We start from the raw sequence: 14,637 nt of genomic DNA, 5'->3' as shown, positions 1-14,637 counted from the left end.
CCAGGGGCCTCGGACACGCAGAAGGCCTGTGCCGTGGTTGTGGATGGCGCCACGCACGGACATCGCGACTGGCGGGTTGCGGGCGGCGGAACGCGGTCACGGGCACCGGCCGGTGGGTTAACGTGATGCGCCCGCTGCACCCGGCACCCTTCCCCCGAAGGACACCTCTCGGCACAGCGGACGCACACGCCGACAACCGGCGCGGATCAGATCCGCTCGGAGCTCGTGCCCCCCGGCACGGGCTCCGACTCAACGCCTCACGGGATGGTGCGAACAGACCACGCCCCCCAGCGTGGGCGGCGTTCGCCCCGGCTGCGGTGCGCACGGCCCGTGTTCCCCCCGGTCATGGCCGCGCAGCACCGTCGATCCCCGTGTTGCGATGTCTTCATGCTGGCACGGTGCCGCAGGGATTTCTACCGCGCCCCCGGGCACCGCCGCCGCGACACCATTATGTGGACAAGCCGACCTCTTCTCATGTTTTCCCAGGTCAGAGCGGTTTTCCGAAGCACGCAGGCCGCCCGCTCCACCTCGGACCCCCCATGCTCGTAGCGCAAAGTGGGGACAGCCCCGCCTGCGCCGGCAGCGCGCCCGGACGGCTGGTTCCAGCGCGGCTCCTCGGGCACACTGACGCCATGGAGATGACCGTGGCCCGCAGGGGCTCCGCCGACCCGCGCGACGTGTGGCGGCACTACCTCTGGCTCCCCCTGTGGACGGAGTGGGCACCGCACCTGACACGCGTGGACGCGGACTCCCCGGTGCTCTCCCCCGGTGCCACCGGGACCGTCACCGCCGCGGGCGTGCTGCCGGTCCACTTCCGCATCCTCGCCGTGGACCCCGCACGACGCTCGTGGTCCTGGCGCGTGGGGGTCGGCCCTGTGCGCCTGCTGCTGGAGCACGACGTCGCTCCCGCCTCGGGCGGCGGCACCCGCGCGAGCATCCGGATCCACGGCCCGGCGCTGGTGCTCACGGCCTACCGCCCGCTCATGGGGTGGGCGCTCTCCCGGTTGGTCCACGTGCCCGGCGGGCGGTGACGCACCGGGGACGCGGCGGCGTCGTCGGCACCAGGGGACGAGGACGTGCGCCGGGTGGAGAGCTTTTCGGAGAACGGTTCTGAGGCAGCGGAGCGGGACACCGCCTCGCCCGGACACGAAGCATCCCGCCCCGGCGGGCACCGGAGCGGGATGGGGAGTGCGCCCTGTGGGGCTCGAACCCACGACCCATGGATTAAAAGTCCACTGCTCTACCAACTGAGCTAAAGGCGCGTGCTCTCGCGGAGTCCCGCGGACGAGCACGGCCACTCTACCGCAGGCCGGGACCATCGCCATCCCGCGAGGGGTCCCGCACGGGGCGGGCCGAGCGGCGCTGGTGTGGGACCCTGGTGGTCGAGAAACCCGCACCGTGGACGGCTGAGAGCCCGCCGCCCGGCAGGGCCCGCCCGATCCCCGAGGAAAACCCCATGAGCACCGTTCCCCTGTCCAAGCTGGGTCCCTCCCCCGTCACGGAGTACCTGCGCGACGTCGTGGCGGACCTGCGGTCCGTGGAGGGCGGTGCGGTGAACTCCTCGATCCCCGAGCTCGCGAACGCGGACCCCGCCACCGTCGGGATCGCCGTGGCCACGGTGGACGGCGCGCTCTACCAGGCAGGGGACACCAGGCACGAGTTCTGCATCCAGTCCATCTCGAAGGCGTTCACGTACGCCCAGGCGCTCACGGACCGGGGCCTGGACGGCGTGTTCGAGAAGATCGACGTGGAGCCCAGCGGGGACGCCTTCAACGAGATCTCCCTGCAGCCGGACACCGGGCGCCCCTCCAACCCCATGATCAACGCCGGTGCGATCGCGGCCACCTCCCTGGTGCGCAACACCTCCCACGGCACCCGCATGGAGCGGATCCTGCGGCTCTACTCCAAGTGCGCCGGGCGCCGGCTGCGGGTGAACAAGAACGTCCAGGCCCAGGAGCGCCGTGCCGGGGACCGCAACCGCGCGCTGGGCTGGCTGCTGGCCTCCCGCGGGATCATCGAGGGGGACCCCACGGGGGCGCTCGACGACTACTTCGGCCAGTGCGCCGTGATGCTCAACTGCGTGGACCTCGCCCGCATGGGCGCCACCCTTGCCGCGGGCGGCCGCAATCCCGTGACCGGCGAGCGCGTCCTGGAGCCCGAGGTGGTTTCGGACGTGCTCTCGGTGATGAGCACGTGCGGGATGTACGACGACGCCGGACGCTGGGCCCTGCGCGTGGGGCTGCCCGCCAAGTCCGGGGTGAGCGGCGGTGTGGTGGCCGTGCTGCCCGGCCAGCTCGCGGTGGCAGTGTTCTCCCCGCCGCTGGACCGCCACGGGAACTCGGTGCGAGGCGTGGCGGCGTGCGAGCGGCTCACCCGGGACCTGGACCTGCACTTCGCCCGCACGGAGCGCAACGGTCACTCCACGGTGCGCTCCGAGTACACGCTGGCGGAGGCACCGTCCCTGGTGCGCCGCAACGAGGCGGCCGCGGAGATCCTGGAGCGCCACGGCGAGGACGCACGGATCATCGAGCTGCAGGGGGACCTGCGCTTCGCGGGCGCCGAGACCGCGGTGCGCACGGTGCGCGACGCCGCCCGTCGCTCCAACTACGTGCTGGTGGACATCCGCCAGGTGGACGACATGTCCCGCTTCGTGATCCCCATGCTCGCCCGCACCGCGGAACAGGTGGAGAGCACGGGCCACCACATGGTGCTCATCGCGGAGAAGTCCAACGAGCACACCCGCGGCATGGAGCACCCCCTGACCGTGTTCGCCACGCGTGCCGAGGCGCTCACCTGGGCCGAGGACCGGATCCTGGAGCAGTTCGGGGACCCCGGGTGCATGCCGGACCGGGTCCACTCCACCCGTTCGGAGCTGCTGAGCACGCTGGACGAGGAGGACATCCGCCGGATCCGCGAGCACACCGAGGCGGTGGAGTGGGATGCCGGGAGCACGCTGCTGCGCACGGGCCAGAAGTTCCACGGCGTGTACATGGTGACCTCCGGCAGCGTGGAGGTCTCCCGCCGCTCCCCGCAGGGGGACCGCGTGGAGCTCGAGGTGATCGGCCCCGGCATGAGCTTCGGCGAGATCGCCCTGGGCACCGAGCTGCGCTACCAGGTGAGTTTCACGGCACTGACCCGTGTGACCGCGCACCGGCTCTCCCCGGAGGCCATTGCGAGCATCGAGGAGGAGGATCCCCGCCTGGCCCTGCGCTGGTGGCGTGCGGTGAGCAAGCAGGCGATGCTCCGCATCGAGGAGCGGTGGCGGCAGCAGGCCGGGGAGACCTACACGGCGGACTGACCGGGACGACGACGCAGCCCGGTCTCCCCCACGCGCCAGTCGCCGGGAGCTTCCGGGCAGCCCGGTCCGGGGTCGGTCCGGCCGCGCCCTCCACCGCGCTGCACCCCGGCCCACTGCCGGGGGACGCTGGGCGCGGTCCGCGCCGAGCGCCGTCGTGCCCCGCTGTGGACGAACAGCGCCCTCGGAACGGTGCCGTGGCCCCGGCGTACACTCGGGCGCATGCCCGAACGCCGCACCCACCACTCACCCGTGAAGTTCTCCCCCGAGAAGTTCGAGGCCCACGAGGGCGGGACGGACCCCGCGCGCGTGTCCGAGGCCGCCCACCTGGCGGCCCAGGCCCTGGTCTCGCGGGGACGGCGCTCACGGGACCCCGAGGTGCGCGAACGCCTCGTGCGGCTCACGGACGAGCAGGGGCTCGAGGGGATCGCGGAGCTGTGGGCCGAGGCCCCCGCGCTCTCCCTGCCCGGCGCTCTCTGGCGCCTGTACGCCCTGCGCGCGGCCGCCCGCACCGATCCCTGGCGCATGAGCCGCTGGTTCGCGGCCGGCCGCCACGCCGCCCAGGTCTCGCACGTAGTGGCCGGGGTCGCGGACCCGCCGGGCGCGGAAGAGATCTGCGAGGTCGCGGACACCATCCTCTCCGGCGCGTTCCACGGTGAGTTCGACGTCGCCCTGGAGCGTTTCGCGGCGTTCTGCCGGGTCATCGCCGTGGGCCAGGAGCACACCCTGGACGTGGCCGGGCTGCGCACCCGGGACCCCTGGGAGCGGATTCCGCGTCTGCTGCGCACCGCCGAGGAGCTCGAGGCCGCCGCCGAACAGTGGCGCCGCGGGCACCTGGAGTGATCCCGGCCGAGGCGCGGGGCGATCCGGGTTGGAGCCGGCCGGGGGCCCGGCGGTAGAATCTCTGGCAGGTGTCGGGCCGTGGCAGCCCCGGGCTCCATCATTTAGCCGCTACGAGCGGCCTTCCGCCGAGAGGCGCTCCCGGTCCGGCACCGTCCCCTCCCCCGCCCCGTGTTCCGGCCGCCCGGTTCACCTTTGTTCGGTAGCATGACGCCGAACCTGAACGGCACGTGAACCCGGAGGACGCACGGATGGCCTTTCGCATCTTCCCGGAGGACGAGCGCGTCACGGATCTGCTGGTGCAGATGTCCCAGTGCGTGATCTCCGCCGTGGAGCAGCTCTCCGAGCACATCGGCTCGGTGGAGAAGGTGTGGGAGCAGCCCATCACACAGCTGCTGGACACCGAGGACCAGTGCACCAACCTGTACTTCTCCCTCATGACCACCACCCGTTCCTCCTACGTGGTCCCCATCCCCCGCCAGGACCTCTACATCCTGGGGCACTGGTTGCTGCGTGCCGTCCAGGGCCTCGTGGGGTGCGCGGAGCTGCACCGGCAGTACCGGGTGGAGCGCCCCAGCTCCCACGCCACCGAGCAGCTCGCGGTCATCCAGCACATGGCTCACATGACCAGCAAGGCCATGGGGCGTCTCTCGAGGCTCGACGAGCTGGACGACTACTGGTTCGAGATGATGCGCCTGACCCGCCAGGCCGAGCGCACCCAGCGCACCTACCGGGCTGAGCTGCTGGAGAACTTCAAGCCCGGCCAGGCCATCCGCCGCATGGACACCGCCCAGCAGCTCTTCGACGCCGCCGCGGCGCTCGGGCAGGTCTCCGCCGAGGTGGGCCGGATCCTCGTGACGGAGTACTGACACGTCATGACCGACGTCCTGGCCTTCGTGGGCATTGCCCTGACCCTGGTGTTCACCGTGGTCAACGGTTTCCACGACGCGTCCAACGCGGTGGCCCTGCCCGTGCGGTTCAACGCCCTCACACCCCGGGTGGCCCTGTGGCTGGGTGCGGTGTTCAACTTCGCGGGGGCCCTGGTGGTGGGGCTGGTGCTGCACCGGATGATCACCTTCGAGATCCCCGTGCCACTCGACACCGTGGGCACCGTGGTGCTGCTGTGCGCCCTGGTCACGGCAGTCGGCTGGGACCTGCTCACCTGGTGGTGGCGCATGCCGTCCTCCTCCACCGCCGCCTTCGGCGGTGCGGCGGTCGGTGCGCTGCTGGGCGCGCGCGCCGTGGACCTGCACCAGAACCAGCTGCCCCTGGGCCCCTACTTCTCGTGGCACATCCTGGTCCCCATGCTCGTGGCACCCGTGATCGCCTTCGGCCTGGCCTTCGTGGCGGTCGTTCCCCTGGTGCACCTGCTCCAGCACGAGACCCCGGGTCGCGTGAACTTCCGTGCGGGCGTGGTGCAGGCCACCGGGGCCGCCGCGATCCACTTCGGCCACGGCATCCAGCACGCCCGGCGCACCCTGTGGATCATGCTCGTCCTGCTGCTCACGGTGGGCGCCGGGTTCTCCCGGGAGAGCATCCCCGTGTGGCTGCCGGTGGTGGTGGGGCTGTGCCTTGCGTTCGGGACGCTGCTGGGTGGCTGGCGGATCGCCTACACGCTGTCCTCGCGGGTGGTCTCCCTGGACCCGCTGCGCGGTGCCGTGGCGCAGACGGTCTCCGGCGCCCTGCTGTTCGTGGGCGGCTTCCTCTCCCCCATCCCGCTGTCCAGCTCCCAGACGAGCACCGCGGCCATTCTGGGGGCCGGTTCCGCCCAGCGCTTCCGCACCGTCTACCACGCCACCCTGCTGCGCGTGATCGCCACGTGGCTGGTCACGGTGCCCGTCTGCGGGCTGGTCTCCGCGGTCCTCTTCCTGGCCGTCTCCCCGCTCGTCCCGGCGCCCGCGGCCTGAGTTCCGTTCTCGCCGGCCCACGACGACGCCACCGCGAGGTCCCCGCAGTGGCGTCGTCGTGGCGGGCGGCCCGCCTGGCGTGCTCTCGACCCGGAGGCGGGCTTATCAGCCGAAGCGGCCGGAGACGTAGTCCTCGGTCTCCTTCTTCTGCGGGGTGTTGAAGATCTCGGACGTGGGCGCGTACTCGATCAGACGGCCCGGCTTGCCCGTGCCCTCGATGTTGAAGAACGCGGTCTTGTCCGAGACGCGTGAGGCCTGCTGCATGTTGTGGGTCACGATCACCACGGTGTAGTCGGTCTTGATCTCGTTGATGAGATCCTCGATCGCGAGTGTGGAGATGGGGTCCAGCGCGGAGCAGGGCTCGTCCATGAGGATCACCTCCGGTTTCACCGCAATGGCGCGGGCAATGCACAGTCGTTGCTGCTGTCCGCCGGAGAGGCCGGAGCCGGGCTTGTTGAGCCGGTCCTTGACCTCGTTCCACAGGTTCGCGCCGCGCAAGGAGCTCTCCACGAGCTCGTCCGCCTCGCTGCTGGAGATCCGCTTGTTGTTGAGCTTCACCCCGGCGAGCACGTTGTCCCGGATGGACATGGTGGGGAACGGGTTGGGGCGCTGGAACACCATGCCCACCATGGAGCGCACGGTCACCGGGTCCACGCCCTTGCCGTACAGGTCGTCGCCGTCCAGCAGCACCTTGCCCTCGGCGTACGCCCCCGGGATCACCTCGTGCATGCGGTTCAGCGTGCGCAGGAAGGTGGACTTGCCGCAGCCCGAGGGTCCGATGAACGCCGTCACGGAGCGGGGCTCGATGTTCATGCTGACGTCCTGGACCGCCAGGAAGTCCCCGTAGTAGACGTTGAGGTGTTCGACGTCGATGCGTTTCGACATGGTTCTTTGTCCTTCGGTCAGGTCGGTCGGCGCTCAGCGGCCGGCGGTCTTGGGAGCGAACGCCCGGGCGATCAGGCGCGCCACGAGGTTGAGCAGCATCACGATCACGATGAGGATCAGCGCTGCGGCCCAGGCCCGCTGCAGGGAGGGGTCCGGGTTCGTGGGCGAGGTGGGGTTCATGATCTGGTAGTAGATGAACGTGGGCAGCGTGGTCATCCAGCCGGAGAACGAGTTCCAGTTGATGGCCGTGGCGAAGCCCGCCGTGACCAGCAGCGGCGCGGTCTCCCCGATCACGCGGGCGATCGCGAGGGTCACGCCGGAGGCGATGCCGGAGATGGCAGTGGGGATGACCACCTTGAGGATGGTCCGCCACTTGCGCACACCCAGCGCGTAGGACGCCTCGCGCAGCTCGTTGGGCACGATCCGCAGCATCTCCTCGGTGTTCTTGACCACCGTGGGGATCATCAGCACGGTCAGCGCCACCGCGGCGACGAACCCCGTGCGGGTGGAGGGACCGAAGACCATGCCGAACAGCGCCGCCGCGAACAGACCCGCCACGATGGAGGGGATGCCCGTCATGACGTCCACGAAGAACGTGATGGCCCTGCCCAGCCAGCCCCCGCGGGAGTACTCCACGAGGTACACGGCCGTGAGCAGTCCAACGGGCACGGACATCAGCGTGGCCCAGAACGTGATGGAGACGGTGCCCACGATGGCGTGGTAGGCGCCGCCCACCACCTCGCCGGGAGCACCGGCCTTGTTGTCCTGGAAGCCGGTCACACCGTTCATGGACGTGGTGAGCAGGTCCGCGGTCAGGCCCGGGACCCCGTTCACCAGCACCGTCCAGATCACGGAGACCAGGGGGATCACGGCCAGGATGAAGGCCGTGTAGACCAGGAACGTCATCAGGGAGTCGGCACCCGCGCGGCCCCCCTCGACCGCGGTCACCGCGAGGGGCCCCACGACCAGGAAGATCACCGCGGCGAACAGCGCCCAGAGGGCGATGCTGAAGCCGATGAGCGAGGCGATCGCGGCCCCCGCCACGACCGCGGCCACGCCGATCACGGGGATCAGCCACTTGGGGCGCTGCCCGCGGGTGAGCTTGGACTGGCGGACGGGCGAGACGCCGGGGGAGTTGGTGGAGGTGGACATCAGTTGGCTCCCGAGAATTCCTTGTAGCGGGCGATGATGGCGCGAGCGATCATGTTGACCACCAGGGTGATGAGGAACAGCACGAGGCCGGCGGCGATCAGCTCGGACATCCGCAGGCCGTAGGCCTCGGGGAAGTTCAGGGCGATCTCCGCGGCAATGGTCTGGTTGCCGGACTTGATGAGCGAGGGGATCAGCGGGCCCGTGGAGAGCACCAGGGCCACCGCCATCGTCTCGCCGAGGGCACGGCCCAGGGCCAGCATGATCGAGGAGATGATCCCGGGCCGCGCGAACGGCAGGACCGACATCCGGATCATCTCCCAGCGCGTGGCGCCGAGCGCCAGGGCGGCCTCCTCGTGCAGCTTGGGCGTCTGCGTGAAGATCTCACGGGACATGGAGGTGATGATCGGCAGGATCATGATGGCCAGCACCACGCCCGCGGTGAGCATGGTCTTTCCCGTCTGGGACGCGGGGCCGCCGAAGAACGGGATGAACCCCAGGTACCCGGTGAGCCAGGTGTACAGCGGGACGAGCGCCGGGGCCAGCACCGTGGCACCCCACGCGCCGTAGATCACGGACGGGATGGCCGCGAGCAGGTCGATCACGTACCCCACGGGCTTGGCCACCCTGGCCGGTGCGTAGTGGGAGATGTAGAGGGCCACCAGGATCCCCACCGGAGTGGCGATGAGCAGGGCGATCAGAGCCGCGATCAGCGTTCCCACGACGAGCGGCCAGATGTAGGCGAAGAAGCCCTTGCCCCCCGTCACGTCCCCGGGGGCGGCGGTGAACGTGGGGACCGCCTGCAGGAACAGGAACATCGCCACGGCGGCGAGGACCACGAGGATCAGGATGCCGGCTGCCAGGCTGAGCCCGGAGAAGACGGAGTCACCGGCACGGCCGGCCGCCGAGGACGAGGTCCCCGGCTTCTCTGTGCTGACGGTGGTGGACATGAACCAGTCCCTTCGTACGGGTGGGGTGAGCGCTGGGCAGGGCCATCGTCCAGCCTAGGACGTGGCGCGGGTGGAACGGCCGCGGACGTGGGCGCGGCGTCGGCGCTCAGAACGCGCCGACGCCGCACTCACGGTGACCGGGGTGGATCAGCCCTTCGCGGAGATGGTGTCCACGGCCGCCTTGGCCTTGTCCCGCAGCGCCGGGGACAGCGGAGCCGAGCCGGAGGAGTCCGCTGCGGCCTTCTGGCCGTCCTCGGAGATCACGTAGGACTCGAAGGCCTTCACGAGGTCCGCGGTCTCCTTGGAGTCGTACTGGGAGCACACGATGTGGTAGGACACCAGCACGAGCGGGTACGCGTCCGCCTCCTTGGTGTCGCGTGCGATCTCGATGGCCATGTCGTGCTCGCCACGGCCCTCGACCTGCTGGGAGACCTCCACGGCCTTCGAGGCGGCCTCGGGCGAGTGCTTGACGTACGTGTCGCCCACCTTGATGGCCGCGGTGCCCAGGTTCCCCACGGCGGAGGAGTCGGCGTAGGTCACCGCACCCTCGGTGCTGGACGTGGTTTTGACCACGCCGGAGGTGCCCTTGTTGTTCTCCGCGGCGTACTTCGACGGCCAGGCCTGGTCCGGCTCGTCGGTCCAGTCCTGGGGCGCGGCCTTGCTGAGGTAGTCCGTGAAGTTCTCGGTGGTGCCGGAGTCGTCGCTGCGGTGCACCACGGTGACCGCGGTGTCCGGAAGCTTGGCGTCCGGGTTCTGCTTCTTGATCTCCTCGGCGTTCCACTTCTTGATCTCGCCCTTGAAGATCTTGGCAATGGTGGGCGCGTCCAGGTTGAGGGACTCCACGCCGGGCAGGTTGAAGGCCACGGAGATCGGGGAGACGTACACGGGCAGGTCCATGGCGCCGGCGTCGCCGCACTGCTTCTTGGCCTCCGGCAGCTCCTTCTCCGAGAGGTAGGCGTCCGAGCCGGCGAAGTTCGCGCCGCCCGCCAGGAAGGCCTTGCGGCCGGCCCCGGAGCCGTCCGGGGAGTACTGGATGGTGGCGCCGCTGTTGGAGGACTGGAAACCGTTCTGCCACGCGGTCATCGCCGCCTGCTGGGAGGAGGCGCCCACGCCGGTGAGGGTGCCCTTCACACCGCTGCTCTCGCCGCCGCCCCCACCGCTGCTGCCCGTGGGGTTGTCGGAACCGCAAGCGGTCAGGGCGAGGGCACCAATGGCCAGAACTGCGGCCGAACGGCCGACGTGCGAAACCTTCACTGTTTCTCCTTCGAAAGCGTGTACCGGCGGATCCGGTGGGTGGGAGACGCCGCAGCCCGGCGCTCGTCGACGCCGCACTCGCGGCGCGCCCGCGCTCACGGTAGGCACCGGATGTTGCCAGATTCGGCCACCAAGGTGAACGGGCGATTAACAACTGCCGGGCCCCGGCAACGGCCGCCGCACGCACCGGGCGAAGGGCGCCCTCCTTGCGCGCCTAGGATGGGGACATGGCGTCCTCGGAAGCAGCTTCAGCCCGCTCCCGCCTCGGTCGTGCCACCGCCCACGTCACGCACCGCAGCCGCACCGGCTGGGCGCGCATGACGTCGGGAGTCTTCCAGGCCGTCCAGATGACCGTGGCCGCCGTGGGCGCCTACATCATCGCCGAGCGGGTGCTGGGCCACCACGGTCCCATCTTCGCGGCCACCGCCGCCCTCGTCTCCCTGGGCTACGCCAAGGGCGGGCTGCGGTACCGGCGGGTCCTGGAGGTCTCGATCGGCTGCACGCTCGGGATCGTCATGGGGGACCTGCTGATCCACGTGCTGGGCCCCGGGGAGTGGCAGGCGGCCGTGGTGCTGCTGGTCTCGCTGCTGCTGGCCCGGTTCCTGGACAACGGCGCCATCTTCACCACGCAGATGGGCCTGCAGTCCGTCCTGGTGGTCCTGCTCCCCCCGTCCCAGGACGGCGTGTTCGCGCGTTCCCTGGACGCCGTGGTGGGGTGCCTGTGCGCCCTGCTGCTGGCCTACGTGGTGCCCCAGGACCCACGCCGTGAGCCCCGTCAGGACCTCAGCGCGCTGATCAGCGAGTTCACGCGGATGCTCTCGGACTGCTCGCGGGCCGTGGCGGACACGGACTCCCGGCTCGCGTGGCACGCGCTGGTGCGAGGGCGCCAGACCCAGCCGCTCGTGGACTCGGTGCGCACGGGTCTCACCGGCTCCAAGGAGATCGTGCACGCGTCCCCGCTGTACCGCCGCCACCGCAGGGAGATCGAGGACCTCGCGGAGAGCATCCGGTACCTGGACCTCGCGGTGCGCAACTCCCGGGTCTTCGCGCGCCGCCTGGCCTCCGTGCTCAACCGTGTCACCCTGGCCGACGACGCCGTGACCTCCCTCTCCGAGGCCCTCGCGGACCTCTCCGACGCCGTCCTCAGCCTCGGGCACGCCCTGGGTGAGGGCCACGCCCAGAGCCGGGAGAGCTACCTGCGCCAGACCCGCAACGAGCTGTTCTCGGTGGCCGCGCGGCTGGAGCCGGGGGCCATGGGCATCCGCACCATGGAGGGCGAGGCCCTCGTGCTGCTGCTGCGGCCCATGGTGGTGGACCTGCTCGAGGCCACCGGGGTCTCGCACGAGGCGGCCGCCAGGCACCTGCCCGCACTCGAGCGGCGCTGAGCCCGGGCCTCGGACGCCGCCGAGCGACGTCGCCCCCCACCCGCGACCCGCGGCACCGACGCCCGAGCCCTGGACACGCCGAGGCCGCACGGCGCCGCCCAGGGCGGCTTGGCCTGCGCCGGCCCGAGCCCTGGACGCGCCGTGGCCGCGGTTCCGCGCGGGACACGGTGCCCGGCGCGGTCCGGCTCCCACTGCCGCGCACGACGTCGCTCCCGGCCGCTTCTGCGCGTCGGAGCGGGTGCCTACCGTGGTGCCATGGCCACCAAGACCCGCAAGCAGTCCACCACCTACCGCTGCTCCGAGTGCGGCTGGACCACGGCCAAGTGGGTGGGCCGCTGCGGGGAGTGCCAGGCGTGGGGCACCGTCCAGGAGACGGGCTCGGACCGCGAGCTGGGACGCACCCGGGCCGCGAGCACGGTGGCCGCACCCGCGCAGCCCATTGTCGCGGTGGACTCCTCCGTGGCGCAGTTCACCCCCACCCACGTCCAGGAGCTGGACCGTGTGCTCGGGGGCGGGCTGGTCCCCGGAGCGGTGATCCTGCTGGCAGGAGAGCCCGGCGTGGGCAAGTCCACGCTGCTGCTGGACGCCGCCGCGAAGGTCGCCGGCGGGGCGTCCCCGCGCACGGTGCTGTACGTGACCGGTGAGGAGTCCGCGGCCCAGGTGAAGCTGCGGGCGGAGCGGATCAACGCGCTCTCGGACTCCCTCTACCTCGCAGCGGAGTCGGACCTCTCGGCCGCCCTCGCCCAGGTGGAGGCGCTGTCCCCGGAGCTGCTGGTCGTGGACTCCGTGCAAACGCTGGCCAGCCCCGAGATCGAGGGCTCGGCCGGTGGTGTGAGCCAGGTGCGGGAGGTGGCCGCGAGCCTCATCCACGCCGCGAAGACCCGGAACATGACCACCCTGCTGGTGGGCCACGTGACCAAGGAGGGCTCGATCGCCGGGCCTCGACTGCTGGAGCACCTGGTGGACGTGGTGTGCCAGTTCGAGGGGGACAAGCACTCGCGCATCCGGCTGCTGCGCGCCGTGAAGAACCGTTTCGGGCCCACGGACGAGGTGGGGTGCTTCGACCTCGAGGAGAACGGCATCCGCTCCGTCTCCGACCCCTCCGGCCTCTTCGTCTCGCGCACGCCCGTGCCGGTGGCGGGAACGTGCCTGAGCGTCACCGTGGAGGGGCGACGCCCCCTGCTCGCCGAGGTGCAGGCGCTGCTGGACAGGTCCAGCACCGCGCAGCCCCGCCGGGCCACCTCCGGGCTGGACAGCTCCAGGGTGGCCATGCTCCTCGCGGTGCTGCAGCGCCGCGCGGGCGTCGCCCTCGCATCCATGGACTGCTACGTGTCCACCGTGGGCGGTGTGCGGCTCACGGAACCCGCCACGGACCTCGCGGTGTGCATGGCCCTGGCCTCGGCGGCCCAGGACCGCCCGCTGCCGCAGCGCCTCGTGTGCTTCGGCGAGATCGGGCTGGCCGGGGAGGTCCGGCCCGTGCCGGAGATCAACCGCCGTATCCAGGAGGTGGCCCGGCTCGGCTTCACCCACGCCGTGGTGCCCGCCTCCCCCAGCGGTCCCGGAAAGATCCCGACCGGGTTCTCCGTGCGGGAGGTCACCACGGTGGGCCAGGCCATGGAGCTGCTCTTCCCACCCCGTCCGGCCTAGTCCCGCGGCGGGCGCACGTCGCACGGGACCGTTCGGTGGACCGGCGACGGTGCCCGGGCGGGCCGGGGCGGGTTGGCGTCGGCGGGAGGGGTCGAGCCCAGGTACGGGCCGGCGGGGCTGGTGCGGGCACGGCCCGTCGGAGTCCGTGGGGCCGGCGGGTGCGGCCGCTGCCCGCCCGTAGAATGAGGCCGTGGTGAACTCTCGCGAAAGCGCCCTGCGCAAGACCCTCGCCAGGGTCGCCCCCGGCACCGAGCTGCGGACCGGGCTGGAACGCATCCTCCGGGGCCGCACCGGCGCCCTGATCGTCCTGGGCTTCGACCGCTCGGTGGAGTCGCTGTGCTCCGGGGGCTTCGACATCGACACCGACTTCACCCCCACCAAGCTCCGCGAGCTCGCCAAGATGGACGGGGCGATCGTGTGCGACAGGGACGCCACCCGCATCCTCAAGGCCGGGGTCCAGCTCATGCCGGACGCGGGGATTCCCACCCAGGAGTCCGGCACCCGGCACCGCTCGGCGGAGCGCACGGCCAAGCAGACCGGGGTGCCCGTGATCTCGGTGAGCGCCTCCATGAGCGTGATCACCATCTACAAGAACGAGCACCGCTACGCGATCGAGGGCTCCCAGGCCATCATGGCCCGTGCCAACCAGGCCCTGCAGACCCTCGAGCACTACAGCAACCGGCTGGAGCAGGTACTGGGCAGCCTCTCGGCCCTGGAGATCGAGGCGGCGGTGACCGTCCGCGACGTGGCACTCACCCTGCAGCGCATGGAGATGGTGCGCCGGATCTCCGAGGAGATCGCGTGGTACGTGCTGGAGCTCGGCGCGGACGGCCGCCTGATCTCCCTGCAGCTCGAGGAGCTCACGGCGGGCAACGGACCGGGCCCGGACGTGGTGCTGCGGGACTACCTCCCGGAGGCCACGGCCCCCGAGGTGATCGCCGGCTGCCTCGACCAGCTCGCGGAACTCTCCCCGGCGGAGCTCATCGACCTGCAGAAGGTCGCGGTGGCCGCGGGTCTCACCGGGCCCCAGGCCACACTGGAGACGGACCTGCACCCCCACGGCTACCGGCTGCTGGAGGGGATCAAGTCCATGCCCGGTGCCGTGGCCAAGCGGCTCGTGTCCCAGTTCGACGGTCTCCAGTCCCTCATGGCCGCCAACCTGGAGGACCTGATGTCCGTGGAGGGCATCGGCGAGCAGCGTGCGCGCACCGTGCGCGAGTCCCTGTCCCGGATGGCTGAGACGAGCCTGCTGGACCGCTTCATGTGAGCACCCCGCTCATCTCCCCCGGCGCTGCTGCCGGCGGGCGGCACTCACCCGCGGTTCA

Annotated in this window: 12 protein-coding genes and 1 tRNA gene; 8 read left to right on the top strand and 5 right to left on the bottom strand. The window is 71.1% G+C overall.

Annotation, left to right across the window (positions count from 1 at the left end; all coding sequences use genetic code 11):
- Positions 1-632: 632 nt before the first annotated feature.
- Positions 633-1,031, top strand: a complete 399-nt coding sequence (locus tag EAE32_RS10880; RefSeq protein WP_121865167.1) for an SRPBCC family protein — start codon at positions 633-635, stop codon at positions 1,029-1,031.
- Between the two features lie 158 nt (positions 1,032-1,189).
- On the opposite strand, the gene EAE32_RS10875 is transcribed toward EAE32_RS10880, so the two are convergent.
- Positions 1,190-1,262, bottom strand: a tRNA-Lys gene (locus tag EAE32_RS10875).
- Positions 1,263-1,456: 194 nt separating this feature from the next.
- Between EAE32_RS10875 and glsA the strand changes: the two genes are divergently transcribed.
- The 4 genes from glsA to EAE32_RS10855 all read left to right on the top strand — a co-directional run bounded on the left by glsA (position 1,457) and on the right by EAE32_RS10855 (position 6,042).
- Complete coding sequence (gene glsA / locus EAE32_RS10870; RefSeq protein ID WP_121865166.1) at positions 1,457-3,298, top strand: glutaminase A; 1,842 nt, start codon at positions 1,457-1,459, stop codon at positions 3,296-3,298.
- A gap of 219 nt (positions 3,299-3,517) precedes the next feature.
- Positions 3,518-4,138 carry a hypothetical protein gene (locus EAE32_RS10865; protein ID WP_121865165.1) on the top strand — a complete coding sequence of 207 codons (621 nt, stop codon included), beginning with the start codon at positions 3,518-3,520 and terminating at the stop codon, positions 4,136-4,138.
- A gap of 248 nt (positions 4,139-4,386) precedes the next feature.
- Positions 4,387-5,004 (top strand): hypothetical protein, encoded by a 618-nt coding sequence (locus EAE32_RS10860; RefSeq protein WP_121846006.1) that lies wholly within the window; start codon positions 4,387-4,389, stop codon positions 5,002-5,004.
- Positions 5,005-5,010: 6 nt separating this feature from the next.
- Positions 5,011-6,042 (top strand): inorganic phosphate transporter, encoded by a 1,032-nt coding sequence (locus EAE32_RS10855; RefSeq protein ID WP_121846005.1) that lies wholly within the window; start codon positions 5,011-5,013, stop codon positions 6,040-6,042.
- 105 nt (positions 6,043-6,147) lie between these two features.
- On the opposite strand, the gene pstB is transcribed toward EAE32_RS10855, so the two are convergent.
- The 4 genes from pstB to pstS form a co-directional block, all read right to left on the bottom strand.
- The gene (pstB, locus tag EAE32_RS10850) at positions 6,148-6,927 is read right to left on the bottom strand and encodes a phosphate ABC transporter ATP-binding protein PstB (RefSeq protein WP_121846004.1); all 780 of its coding nucleotides are present in this window, start codon (positions 6,925-6,927) and stop codon (positions 6,148-6,150) included.
- Positions 6,928-6,960: 33 nt separating this feature from the next.
- Positions 6,961-8,079, bottom strand: coding sequence for a phosphate ABC transporter permease PstA (gene pstA / locus EAE32_RS10845; protein ID WP_121846003.1), 1,119 nt, complete (start codon positions 8,077-8,079; stop codon positions 6,961-6,963).
- Positions 8,079-9,026 carry a phosphate ABC transporter permease subunit PstC gene (pstC, locus tag EAE32_RS10840; protein WP_121846002.1) on the bottom strand — a complete coding sequence of 316 codons (948 nt, stop codon included), beginning with the start codon at positions 9,024-9,026 and terminating at the stop codon, positions 8,079-8,081. The genes pstA and pstC overlap by 1 nt, the downstream gene beginning before the upstream one ends.
- A gap of 147 nt (positions 9,027-9,173) precedes the next feature.
- Positions 9,174-10,280, bottom strand: coding sequence for a phosphate ABC transporter substrate-binding protein PstS (pstS, locus tag EAE32_RS10835; RefSeq protein WP_121865164.1), 1,107 nt, complete (start codon positions 10,278-10,280; stop codon positions 9,174-9,176).
- Positions 10,281-10,507: 227 nt separating this feature from the next.
- Between pstS and EAE32_RS10830 the strand changes: the two genes are divergently transcribed.
- From EAE32_RS10830 to disA, 3 genes are all read left to right on the top strand, one after another.
- On the top strand, positions 10,508-11,665 hold the full coding sequence (locus tag EAE32_RS10830; protein ID WP_121865163.1) for an FUSC family protein: 1,158 nt from the start codon (positions 10,508-10,510) through the stop codon (positions 11,663-11,665).
- 255 nt (positions 11,666-11,920) lie between these two features.
- Positions 11,921-13,312, top strand: a complete 1,392-nt coding sequence (gene radA / locus EAE32_RS10825; protein WP_121865162.1) for a DNA repair protein RadA — start codon at positions 11,921-11,923, stop codon at positions 13,310-13,312.
- 190 nt (positions 13,313-13,502) lie between these two features.
- The gene (disA, locus tag EAE32_RS10820; RefSeq protein ID WP_121865161.1) at positions 13,503-14,579 is read left to right on the top strand and encodes a DNA integrity scanning diadenylate cyclase DisA; all 1,077 of its coding nucleotides are present in this window, start codon (positions 13,503-13,505) and stop codon (positions 14,577-14,579) included.
- Positions 14,580-14,637 lie beyond the last annotated feature (58 nt).

It is taken from the genome of Kocuria tytonicola (assembly GCF_003687175.1).
In the GTDB taxonomy this organism is placed as follows: domain Bacteria; phylum Actinomycetota; class Actinomycetes; order Actinomycetales; family Micrococcaceae; genus Kocuria; species Kocuria tytonicola.
This window is presented reverse-complemented; position numbering and strand designations above follow the sequence as displayed.